We start from the raw sequence: 12,429 nt of genomic DNA on the forward strand, positions 1-12,429 counted from the left end.
CTTATTTTTTATCAGTTGAATTTGGCAAAAATCTATATATAGTGCTTTTCAAAACATAAAAACACAATATATAGGGGTTATACAATGAGTTCGTTTTTTGTCATCAAACGCGATGGTTCACGCGTGCAATTTGATATTCAACGCATCATCAATGCAATTCGTAAAGCAGCCTTAGCCATTGGCATTCATAATGAGGATTATTGCCACACAATGGGACAACAGATTGCCAATGACATTTTTGTGCGATATCAGCAAGACATTGATATTAACGAAATCCAGCAATTGGTTGAAAATCAATTAATGACAAGTGCTTATCCGCAAGTCGCACGGGCTTATATTGAATATCGCCACGATCGAGATTTAGCGCGCGAAAAACGTAGTCAGCTCACCCAAGATATTGAAGGGCTGATCGAACAAAGTAATGTGGAATTACTCAATGAAAACGCGAACAAAGATGCTAAAGTCATTCCTACGCAACGAGATTTACTTGCCGGTATTGTGGCGAAGCATTATGCAAAGCGTTATATTCTACCTCGTGATGTCGTAGAAGCGCACGAAAAAGGCGAAATTCACTACCACGATTTAGATTATGCCCCATTCTTTCCAATGTTTAATTGTATGTTGGTAGATCTCAAAGGAATGCTCACGCACGGTTTTAAAATGGGCAATGCGGAGATTGAACCGCCTAAATCAATTGGCACCGCCACCGCAGTAACCGCCCAAATTATTGCACAAGTGGCGAGCCATATTTATGGTGGAACCACCATTAATCGTATTGATGAAGTACTTTCACCTTATGTTCAGCTGAGCTATGAAAAGCATTTAAAAACCGCCCAACAATGGAATGTCCCTGAACCAGAAAATTATGCGAACGCCTTGATTGAAAAAGAATGTTTTGATGCCTTTCAATCATTGGAATATGAAGTCAATACCCTACATACCTCCAATGGACAGACCCCCTTTGTTACCTTTGGTTTCGGTTTAGGAACAAGTTGGCAAGCCCGTTTAATTCAACAAGCCATTTTGCGTAATCGTATTCGTGGCTTAGGAAAAAATCACAAAACCCCGGTCTTTCCTAAATTGGTTTTCACGATTAAAAAAGGAATAAATCAGCAACACTGCGATCCCAATTATGATATTAAACAACTGGCTTTAGAATGTGCTTCCAAACGGATGTATCCTGATATTCTTAACTATGATCAAGTGGTTAAGGTAACGGGATCATTTAAAGCGCCAATGGGCTGTCGCAGTTTCTTAGGCGCTTATGAGGAAAATGGTGAGCTTATTCACGATGGGCGTAATAATCTCGGTGTGGTTAGTCTGAATTTACCGCGTATTGCACTCGAGGCTCAAGGTGATGAACAACGTTTTTACGCATTACTTGATGAACGCCTTGCTATTGCGAAAAAAGCCTTGATGACACGTATTGCACGTCTCGAAAACACCAAAGCACGGGTTGCCCCTATTCTCTATATGGAAGGAGCTTGTGGGGTTCGCTTAAATGCGGATGATAATGTCGCCACTATCTTTAAGCAAGGACGCGCTTCCATTTCCCTAGGTTATATTGGTATCCACGAAACCATTAACGCCCTTCATCAAAAAAGTCATATTTATGATGATGAATATCTACGTCAAAAAGGCATCGCTATTGTAGAATATTTAAGCAATGCAGCAAAACAATGGCAACAAGACACAGGCTATGCCTTTAGCCTTTATTCCACACCAAGTGAAAATTTATGCGATCGCTTCTGCCGCCTAGATACCAAGCAATTTGGCATCATTCAAGGAGTAACGGATAAGGGATACTACACCAACAGCTATCATCTTGACGTAGAAAAAAAGGTCAATCCCTACGATAAACTCGACTTTGAAATGCCTTATCCCCCATTAGCAAGTGGAGGCTTTATTTGTTATGGCGAATACCCAAATATTCAACACAATCTCAAAGCCTTAGAAGATGTTTGGGATTATAGCTACGACCGCGTGCCTTATTACGGGACAAACACGCCCATCGATGAATGCTATGAATGCGGTTTCACGGGCGAATTCCATTGCACCAGCAAAGGTTTTACTTGCCCTAAATGTGGTAATCACGACAGTGAAAAAGTCTCTGTTACTCGCCGTGTTTGTGGTTATCTCGGTAGCCCCGATGCACGCCCGTTTAATGCAGGTAAACAAGAAGAGGTGAAAAGAAGAGTAAAACATTTATAATTGGAGAATGGAGTGAGAATTTTGTTTAAGGTTAAATTGCTTTTTTCTTTATGATTGATAACGGATTTTGCCGTTGGCAACTTCCTTTCTTTTGCTTACCCAAAAGAAAGGAAGCTAAGAAAAGGAACCCCGATCAAACCGCTTTTTCCTCATTCCAATAAAATTTTCTTAACGAAAAATTTTATCTCCATTCGGGCGGTTTGGACGGGGAATGCGGTTAAGATGAACTTTAAAGTGCGATAGAAATTTTTAGATTTTTTAAAATTCTGTGGAAAATGCCCGCACTTTATTACTTGCTTTTTTCTTTGGGATTGATAACGGATTTCGCCGTTGGCAACTTCCTTTCTTTTGCTTACCCAAAAGAAAGGAAGCTAAGAAAAGAGACTCCGATCAAACCGCATTTTCCTCATCCTGATAAAGTTTTTTAACGAAAAGTAAGCTCATACTCGCTACGCTGCGTTCAGGCGTTACTTTTCTAAAAATTTTATCTCCATTCGGGCGGTTTGGACGGGGAATGCGGTTAGGGCGAATTTTAAAGTGCGATAGAAATTTTTGGATTTTTTAAAATTCTGTGGAAAATGCCCGCACTTTATTACTTGCTTTTTTCTTTGGGATTGATAACGGATTTCGCCGTTGGGCGACCTACTTTCTTTTGCTTGCTCAAAAGAAAGTAGGCAAAGAAAAAAGCCCCCGACTAAATTGCTGTTCTTGATTTTTAGCAAATTTTCTTAACGAAAAGTAAGCCCATACTCGCTACGCTGCGTTCAGGCATTACTTTTCTAAAAATTTGTTAAAAATGAAGGCAATTTACACGGGAGATTAATTCATTATCTTCTCCAGATCATAGAGAAGGATTTTGAAGCCCTTCTGAAATAAACGGGGAGATACTGTATTCAACCTCAGATTTTATAAAGCGGGAACGTTCAAGCTCCTCTTTAGTAAAGAGGGGTGGGGAGATTTGTTCAGGAAGCTACTTCACCACCTACGAGCCGTAGGCGGTTAGGTAACACAGTCGCTCTGTGATTGAGATCGAGAATTTTCTTTACTCTTTGTAAAACTCAAAGATTCTCACCGCACTTTAAAATTCGCCCTAACTGAATTTCCCCGTCCAAACAGCCCGAATGAAGATAAAATTTTTAGAAAAATCACGCCGAGCGAGAGCGAAGCGAACATCAGGCTGATTTTTCGTTAAGAAAATTTTATTAGAATGAGGAAAAAGCGGTTTGATCGGGGTTCCTTTTTCTTTGCTTCCTTTCTTTTGGGTAAGCAAAAGAAAGGAAGTCGCCAACGGCGAAATCCGTTATTAATCACAAAGAAAAAATTAATTATTCAAGATAAACAATAAAATAAAATGAACTATCTCCAATATTACCCCGTTGATATCGTAAACGGTGAAGGCACACGTTGCACACTCTTTGTCAGTGGTTGCGAACACGCTTGCAAAGGTTGCTATAACCAAAAAAGCTGGTCATTTAGTGCTGGTGTTCGATTTGATAAAGCAATGGAAGATCAAATTATCCGTGATCTTCAAGATCAACGTATTAAACGGCAAGGACTCAGTTTATCAGGCGGAGATCCCCTCCACCCACGCAACGTACCAACTTTACTCGCCTTAGTCAAACGCATCAAAACAGAATGCCCAGACAAAGACATCTGGCTTTGGACAGGCTATCAACTTGCGGAACTCAATGAATTACAACGCGAAATGTTACCTTATATTGACGTACTGATTGATGGTAAATTTATTCAAGAACAAGCCGATCCCTCTTTAATATGGCGAGGATCGGCTAATCAGGTCATTTATCGCTTGAAAATTGACTAATTTTACATCACTAATATGGCACTATTTCTCAGCAAATAACGCACAACTAGTTTGCCAAATTTGCTCGGCAATGGCTTCGGGACGTTCTGATCTTAATTCGCATAATACCTTGAAGGTTTCTCGGATACGCATTGGGCGATTGGGCTGACCTTGAAAACCAAATACGGGCATATCCGGGCTGTCGGTTTCGAGCAATAAGCTATCTAAAGTCAGACGTTTAATGGTTTCACGAGTTTTGTTCGCACGCGCATAGGTAATCACACCGCCTACGCCAATTTTATAGCCTAAATCGACAAAGCGTTTGGCTTGTTCATAACTGCCTGAGAAACCGTGTACCACGCCCGTAATGCTAAGTTGGGCGTTTTTTAAAAAACGATAAAGATCCTCGTGAGATTTGCGTGAATGTAAATTCACTGGTAATTGATTGTCTTTCGCTAAATGAAGTTGAGCTTCTAAAAATTCGCATTGTTTTTGCCATAATGCAGGCGTTAATAGCTCAGGCACGCCTTTTTCTAAGCCAATTTCAGCTACCGCAGTCAGATTGTTAGAACGCTGAGCAAGCCGCTGTGCCAATAGGTCTAAATCTGCTAAGCGATGCCGAGCAATATATAATGGATGTAAACCCAAGCCATAATAAAGCTGTTTAGGATAAAGTGCGGTGAGTTTTTCAATATTATTAAAATCTTCTGCTTGCACTGCCACCACTAACATTTTTTCAACGCCAGCTTGTTGGCTTTCTTCAATCAGTTCCGCCAAAGGCTGTTGAGTGCCAGCCAATAAATAATCAAGATGAGTGTGAGTATCAAAAAATGGCACGAGAATTCCTAAAGTAAGTCTATAAGTTAAAAAGGAGGCAAGCCTCCTTTTATTTCGTCAATCTTATTCCACTGTAACAGACTGAATGACAATATCGTCCACAGGAACATCTTGGTGGAAGCCTTTATTGCCGGTTTTTACACCTTTGATTTTATCTACGACATCCATACCGTCCACGACTTCACCAAATACGGCATAGCCCCAATCTTGTACCACTTCTTTACCAAACATTTGTTTAGAACGGTAATCCAAGAACGTATTATCTGCTACATTAATAAAAAACTGTGCTGTTGCAGAATGAGGATCAGAGGTGCGAGCCATTGCGATAGTCCCACGTTTATTGCTTAAACCGTTATTGGCTTCGTTTTTGATGGGCGCATTGGTATTTTTTCCTTCATTCCCGCTTCCATTCCACCACCTTGGATCATAAAGCCGTTAATAACACGGTGGAAAATTGTGTTATCATAAAACCCATTTTTACAATAGGTTAAAAAATTTTCGCTGGTAAGTGGCGCTTTTTCGCTATTTAAAGTAAGTTTGATATCACCCAAATTGGTGTGTAAAGTAACCATTGTCATCGTTATATTCCTCTAACTGATAAAGGCGGTTATTATTTCATAAAAGTGCGGTATAATTCCAGCTCATTTATTTTGTCTAATTCATCATTTCAAGAGAAACAAACAAATGCTAAAAATTTTCAATACATTAAGCCGAGAGAAAGAAATTTTTACTCCCATTGAAGCTAATAAAGTGGGAATGTATGTGTGCGGTGTTACCGTTTATGATTTATGCCATATCGGACACGGACGCACTTTTGTTTGTTTTGATGTGATTGCACGTTATTTACGCTATTTGGGTTACGATCTCACTTATGTACGCAACATTACCGATGTGGATGATAAAATCATTAAACGCGCATTAGAAAATAAAGAAACCTGTGAGCAATTAGTGGATCGAATGGTCGCTGAAATGTATCGTGATTTTGATGCGCTCAACATTTTACGCCCCAATATTGAACCAAGAGCCACCCATCATATTCCTGAAATTATTGATATTGTTGAAAAATTAATTCAACGTGGCCACGCTTATGTGGCAGAAAATGGCGATGTGATGTTCGATATAGAAAGTTTCCCACAGTATGGCAAACTTTCTCGCCAAGATCTCACTCAATTACAAGCCGGGGCAAGAATTGAAATTTCTGAAATCAAGAAAAACCCAATGGATTTTGTGTTATGGAAAATGTCTAAACCCAATGAACCAAGTTGGGATTCTCCGTGGGGAAAAGGTCGCCCAGGTTGGCATATTGAATGCTCAGCAATGAATAGTAAACAACTTGGAGAGCATTTTGATATTCACGGTGGTGGCTCAGATTTAATGTTCCCACACCACGAAAATGAAATTGCGCAATCTTGCTGTGCGCACGATGGCGAATACGTCAATTACTGGATTCACTCAGGAATGATTATGGTGGATAAGGAAAAGATGTCGAAATCCCTCGGCAACTTCTTCACCATTCGCGATGTATTAAATCATTATCACGGCGAAGTGGTACGTTATTTCTTACTCACTGCCCATTACCGTAGCCAGCTCAATTACAGTGAAGAAAATCTTAACCTTGCACAAGGCGCATTAGAGCGTTTATACACGGCATTACGTGATACCGATCCGAATGTTGCCCCGCAAGGTGGCGAAGGATTTGTCGCACAATTTAAAGAAGCGATGGATGATGATTTCAACACACCAAATGCCCTCTCTGTACTCTTTGAAATGGCGCGTGAAATCAATAAATTGAAAAAGGAAGATAAAATCAAAGCCTCTCAACTTGCCGCCCGTTTGCGTGAGTTAGGCGATATTTTAGGCTTATTACAGCAAGACCCTGAACGTTTCTTACAAGCTGGCGCTGACGGTGATGAAGTCGCCAAAATCGAAGCCTTAATTAAACAACGCAACGAAGCCCGAGCAACTAAAAACTGGGCTGCCGCTGATGAAGCCCGCGATCAACTCAATGCAATGGGCATTGTATTAGAAGACGGTGCAAATGGCACAACGTGGCGTAAGCAATAAAACCAAAATGGCACAATAAAAATATTGTGCCATTTCTCTCTGCCAGTTATTCTCTTATCTCCAATATTTTTCTATTTCAGTATGAATTGCCTGTGCGGTCTGCTTGCCTTTTTCCCCCACTAATGCTCTGCCAGCAATAAAGGCTTTTGCATTTTTGATCCCTTTAAACAAATGAATATCCTCTGGCACAATTCCTCCTGTAATAGAAAGTTGTAATCCCAGTGCTTCAAGAGATTTCATTTTTTCAATGTCTTCATCTGTCCAACCTTTGCCAGCTAACTCTGCATCACGAGAACGGTGATAAATCGCTTGAGTCACACCAAGCTCAACCCATTGTTTGGCATCTTCAAGTGTCCAGTTACCATAAATTTCAATTTGAATTTCTTTTTTCACTTTAAGATCTGGATGAGCCTGATTAAATTCATCCGCCACTTTTTTACACGCGGCTTTGGTTGCGGGATGAGCGGCTGCCGAAACCGTTAGCCAATCAGCTCCTGCTTCAAAAGACATTTTTGCTAAAATAGCTCCGCCGTCCGTTGTTTTAAGATCACAAACAAGAATGTGATTAGGATGTAAGGCTCGTAATGTACTAACGGCTTTCATTCCCTCAGCACACGCGAGAATGGTACCAATTTCAATAATATCCACTAGAGCTTCAGCTTGTTTAGCATCCGCAACAGCTTTTTCTAATGAAAGAGAATCTAATGCGATTTGTAGTAAGGGTTTTGACATAATTTCTTCCTTCTTATAACAGTTAATTTGATAATGCTTGATCAATAACAAGATAGACGTCTTCGGCACTCTGGCATTGAAGTATTTTTTCTAGATCAACACCCGTTTCACTATTTGGATCATCATCTTCTAACACCTGGGTAATTTCCATAATCCCTTGCATATGCTGATTAGAATCACTGCCTGCTAACGTAATTAATACTTTAATAGGTTCTTCTTCTCCTTCAAATTGCACGGGGGTATCTAAAGTGACTAACGCAAAGGCGGTGCGATTTACGCCATCTTCGGGTCTTGCGTGTGGCATAGCTAGCCCCGGTGATAGAATAATATAAGGTCCCATTTGTTTGATCATATTGATAATAGAATCATAGTAACGAGGCGTTATTGCACCTGATGCAACAAGCATATCTGTCCCAAGTTTAATCGCCTCTTCCCAATTTTCTACTTTTTGATGTAACTTGATTGAATTATTTTCAATTAATGATTGTTTTAGCATATAAAAAACCTCGCGAAATTCTTACCGCACTTATTATAGCGTGCGGTAAAAGGACTATTACTGATATTTCTTAATTAACGCTTTTAACTCTTCACCGAAGGAATTTGGATTTAACATATTTTGTACCCCAAGCACTGAAACTCGCTCACCACCCTGAATTTCATCGGCAAGGTGCTTAGAACACACAATGATATCTACACCATCTAATTTTCCTTTGTAATCGGTTACCGCGCAAGAATCCATAATATTGGCGATCCCGTGTTTATCTAAATAGCCTTTAATTTTCATTTTCATCATCATTGATGAACCTTGGCCTGAACCACATACCGCCAAAATACGTACTGGATTTTCGCCCATAGGGCTTTCTGCTTGTACTTCTGCAACCAAATCTTGTGCTACGCTGTCATCATTACCATAGCCGTCCATTTGTTCTAATGTTTTCCCTGCCGCAGCCGCTGCCGCTTCATCAGCACGTAATTTACGGGAAGCAAAGAACATATAGACCATTGCAAGTGCTAAAATAATGAAGAAGAACCCCGGTACACTGACAATCCCTTGTAAAATTGGTGGGAAAAATAATGCCCAGTCAGCCATTCCCATCCAACCATTAAATTCGGCGCCTTGTGTTGCCAGAAGCTGAATCACCCACGCCGATCCCATTACTTCAATGATCCCCATTGCAAAACAAATTTTCATCACAGCTTTCCAGCCACCAAATTGGTTTGCAAAAACGCCGATTGTGGCATTAGAGAAAAACATTGGAATAAAGCCCGGAATGATTAAGATTGGCGAATTGAACCCAAGTAATAACCCAACGGCGACAAATTGCCCAATTGCCCCCCATATAAAACCGAATACCATCGCATTTGGAGAAAAGGCATAAATTGCCGCACAGTCAATGGCAAGCACGGAATTAGGAATTAGCCGCTCTGAAATACCTTTGAATGCTTCAGAAAGCTCTGCAACAAACATTCTTACGCCAGTAACAATAATTTGAATGGCAACCGCAAATTTTAATCCCATTTCTAGAATATACATAAACCAATGGGTTTTTCCTGCCATCGCTTGCAAATTATCTAATCCAAAAGAAAGCAAGATAATGCCGAAAAATACGGTCATTACTAATGCAGTTGCAGAAATACTATCGTGGAAAATATGCAACCATTTTGGTAATTTCATATTATCAACACTGTCATTTTTATCGCCTAATTTGGGCGCTAACTTTGTTGCAACCCAAGAAGCAATTTGTTGTTGATGTCCAATAGAAAAGCCCGCGCCACCTGTCACCGCTTGCGTCGGTTTATACATAATATTAGAAGAAATTCCCCAATATAATGCCATTAGCACGGAGGTATAAATCACCGTTTCCCACATTGAAGCACCAATAATCATATAAAAATACGGCAACTAACCCCGCCTGCTGAAACATAATATGCCCTGTAAGCATAATTGTCCGAATACCCGTAAAGCGCCTAAACACCACTAATAAAATGTTTAAAAATAATGCGCCAATAACAGCGTAGCCAACCCAACCATAATTGTCTGCCATTGTTTGAATGGTGGCTTGCATACTGGTATAGGGATCAATCACCGCGCCTGTCAAATGGTGAAATTTGGATAATCCTGCAATCACAGGCTTAAAGTTTGTGACTAAGAAACCTGATCCCGCTTGAACGATCATAAATCCAACAATCGTTTTAATTGTTCCTTTAATAATCGTTGTCGTGTCTTTTTTCAGTAAGATATAGCCTAAACAGGCGACAATCCCAAGTAAAAAGGGAGCTTTAGATAAAACCTGCGTATTAAAGATCCCAAAATAGTGCATAATTGTTTCCATAATATTTACTACCTCAGATTGAATTTATCATTGATAATAATGTTCACTTTCAAACAGCAAAAGTAAAATCATCACTATAATACGCAAAAACAATCAAATAAAAAGATTATTTTTGATTATTTGTGAGTAAGATCACAAATTAAAATTCTTTCCAAATAATCAAACCTCTATTTACATTTAGTAATGAGCCTAGCTAAAATCCCTTTAAGTCAAAGTAAAATATGATATAGATCACAAAACAGACAAAATATCCTTTCATTTATAAAAATGATTTATTACGATTAAAAAAGATTTATTTTGACTACTAATTACAAAAAAGTAAGGAGCAAACAATGCCAAATGTAAATGAAATAACACGAGAAAGTTGGATCCTTTCTACCTTCCCTGAGTGGGGAACTTGGTTAAATGAAGAAATAGAACAGGAAGTTGTACCCGAAGGAAATTTTGCAATGTGGTGGCTAGGTTGCGTTGGCGTATGGATAAAAACCCCGGTGGTGCAAATTTATGTATGGATCTTTGGTGTAGCCGTGGAAAATCCACCAAAAAAGTGAAAGATATGGTACGTGGACACCAAATGGCTAATATGGCAGGTGTTCGTAAATTACAACCTAATTTACGTGCAGCACCAATGGTCATTGATCCGTTTGCAATCAATGAAGTCGATTTTATTTTAGCCTCTCACTACCATAGCGACCATATCGACGTGAATGTTGCCGCTGCCATTGTCAATAATCCTAAACTTGATCACGTAAAATTTGTTGGTCCTTGGCACTGTACCGAATTATGGAAAAAATGGGGAGTTCCTGAAGATCGCCTCATTACCGTAAAACCGGGTGATGTCGTTAAAATCAAAGACGTAGAAATCCACGCATTAGATTCTTTTGATCGAACCTGTTTAGTTACCCTACCAGTGGAAGGTGCAGAAGAGCAAGGTGGAGAACTCAAAGGGCTATGCCCAAGCGATGAAGAAATGGGACGTAAAGCGGTCAATTATGTGTTCAAAACCCCCGGCGGAACTATCTATCACGGCGCAGATTCCCACTTTTCAATTCAATTTGCAAAACACGGAAAAGAATTTGATATTGATGTTGCATTGAATAATTATGGTGAAAACCCTGTTGGTATCGCGGATAAAATGACCTCCATTGATCTTCTTAGAATGGCGGAAAGTTTACGTTGTAAAGTCATTATTCCTGTTCATCACGATATTTGGACAAATTTTATGGCAAGTACTGATGAAATTATTGCCTTATGGAAAATGCGTAAAGAACGGCTTCAATATAAGTTTCACCCATTCATCTGGGAAGTGGGGGTAAATATATTTATCCACGTGATAAAGATCTTATTGAATATCATCATCCACGTGGTTTCGATGATTGCTTTGAACAAGAACCTAATATTCCATTCAAGGCAATGCTTTAATTAATCTCAAGGCGAAAGAGAAAATCCCTCTTTTGCCTTGATTTCCCTATGGGCATATTCATCATTCTAAAAAATGTTATTGCCGGTAAATTATTTCGGCTTGCTCCCTTGCTGTAATTAAATGATAACAAAGAAATTAAAGAAAAATTCGCTCACACAAAATGATTACATCTGATTTAAGATGATTTAAAATCATTTAGGAATGCGCGTATAATAATTTAATTTACAATGTTGTACTTTTTTAGGGGGAAAAATGAACGAAACTTATCGCCATAAGTTATTGTTGGAACGACTAGCCGAAAATCATCTGCTTTCTACCGCAGAAATTATTGATTTATTAAATATTTCACCGGCAACTGCACGCAGAGATATTAATAAATTACATCAACAAGGAAAATTACGAAAAATTAGAAATGGTGCGGAAGCCTTAACCACCTTTCACTTAACCAGTGAAAAAAGCAGTATCAATCATTTTGACGAGAAACAACGTATTGCTCAAGCAGCCGCAAGATTATGCAAAGACAATGAAAGCGTCATTATTACTTGTGGCTCAACAATGCAAATGCTAGGACGCTATTTGTGTGGCAGAAAAGTACAGATTATTACCAACTATATCCCTTTAGTTAATGATCTTATTAAGCAAAATCATTCAGATCTTGTCATTATGGGAGGACAATATAATCAAGAAAAAGCCATCACGCTATCACTTAATCAACAAAATGAAACAAATTATTCCGCAAATATTATGTTTACAAGTGGGCGAGGATTTACCGTTGATGGGCTTTTTAAAACAGATATGATTATCGCACATTCGGAGCAGCAACTTTCTTCTAAAGCAGAAAAATATGTTGTGTTATTAGACAGTTCAAAATTAGGTAAACAAGTAGGAATGCTATTTACCCAATTAGAAAATATTGATCTCCTTATTACAGGGAAAGAAGCCGATCCCCAAGTCATTGAGCAACTTACCGCAAGAGGGCTTGAAGTACGTCTAGTATAAGTGCGGTAAAAATTACGTAACTTTTTTAG

The 12,429-nt window shown here is 39.1% G+C and carries 7 protein-coding genes and 3 pseudogenes; 5 read left to right on the plus strand and 5 right to left on the minus strand.

What is annotated here, in order from left to right:
- Positions 1 to 84 precede the first annotated feature (84 nt).
- Positions 85 to 2,211 carry an anaerobic ribonucleoside-triphosphate reductase gene (gene nrdD, locus L5B83_RS01850; RefSeq protein ID WP_265777372.1) on the plus strand — a complete coding sequence of 709 codons (2,127 nt, stop codon included), beginning with the start codon at positions 85 to 87 and terminating at the stop codon, positions 2,209 to 2,211.
- Positions 2,212 to 3,562: 1,351 nt separating this feature from the next.
- A complete protein-coding gene (gene nrdG, locus L5B83_RS01855) occupies positions 3,563 to 4,033 on the plus strand; it encodes an anaerobic ribonucleoside-triphosphate reductase-activating protein (protein ID WP_265777373.1) in 471 nt (156 codons plus the stop codon).
- Between the two features lie 21 nt (positions 4,034 to 4,054).
- On the opposite strand, the gene L5B83_RS01860 is transcribed toward nrdG, so the two are convergent.
- Both L5B83_RS01860 and L5B83_RS01865 read right to left on the minus strand, forming a co-directional pair.
- Entirely contained in the window at positions 4,055 to 4,849 is a 795-nt protein-coding gene (locus L5B83_RS01860) for a TatD family hydrolase (RefSeq protein ID WP_265777374.1), read from the minus strand.
- Positions 4,850 to 4,912: 63 nt separating this feature from the next.
- Positions 4,913 to 5,421, minus strand: a pseudogene (locus L5B83_RS01865) (peptidylprolyl isomerase).
- 112 nt (positions 5,422 to 5,533) lie between these two features.
- Here L5B83_RS01865 and cysS point away from each other — a divergent pair.
- The gene (gene cysS / locus L5B83_RS01870; RefSeq protein ID WP_265777375.1) at positions 5,534 to 6,913 is read left to right on the plus strand and encodes a cysteine--tRNA ligase; all 1,380 of its coding nucleotides are present in this window, start codon (positions 5,534 to 5,536) and stop codon (positions 6,911 to 6,913) included.
- 54 nt (positions 6,914 to 6,967) lie between these two features.
- Here the strand turns inward: cysS and L5B83_RS01875 are convergent, their stop codons facing one another.
- The 3 genes and pseudogenes from L5B83_RS01875 to L5B83_RS01885 form a co-directional block, all read right to left on the minus strand.
- Positions 6,968 to 7,645: a 3-keto-L-gulonate-6-phosphate decarboxylase UlaD gene (locus L5B83_RS01875; protein ID WP_265777376.1), complete on the minus strand. Its 678-nt coding sequence runs from the start codon at positions 7,643 to 7,645 to the stop codon at positions 6,968 to 6,970.
- Positions 7,646 to 7,667: 22 nt separating this feature from the next.
- The gene (locus L5B83_RS01880) at positions 7,668 to 8,141 is read right to left on the minus strand and encodes a PTS sugar transporter subunit IIA (protein WP_250364137.1); all 474 of its coding nucleotides are present in this window, start codon (positions 8,139 to 8,141) and stop codon (positions 7,668 to 7,670) included.
- 57 nt (positions 8,142 to 8,198) lie between these two features.
- Positions 8,199 to 9,978 (minus strand): annotated as a pseudogene (locus L5B83_RS01885) (PTS ascorbate-specific subunit IIBC).
- A gap of 332 nt (positions 9,979 to 10,310) precedes the next feature.
- On the opposite strand from L5B83_RS01885, the pseudogene ulaG reads away from it, so the two are divergent.
- Both ulaG and ulaR read left to right on the plus strand, forming a co-directional pair.
- A pseudogene (gene ulaG / locus L5B83_RS01890) lies at positions 10,311 to 11,400 on the plus strand (L-ascorbate 6-phosphate lactonase).
- A 253-nt stretch (positions 11,401 to 11,653) separates the two neighbouring features.
- On the plus strand, positions 11,654 to 12,400 hold the full coding sequence (ulaR, locus tag L5B83_RS01895) for an HTH-type transcriptional regulator UlaR (RefSeq protein WP_250350876.1): 747 nt from the start codon (positions 11,654 to 11,656) through the stop codon (positions 12,398 to 12,400).
- Positions 12,401 to 12,429: the final 29 nt, after the last annotated feature.

The organism is Avibacterium sp. 21-599 (assembly GCF_026226765.1).
Lineage (GTDB): Bacteria > Pseudomonadota > Gammaproteobacteria > Enterobacterales > Pasteurellaceae > Avibacterium.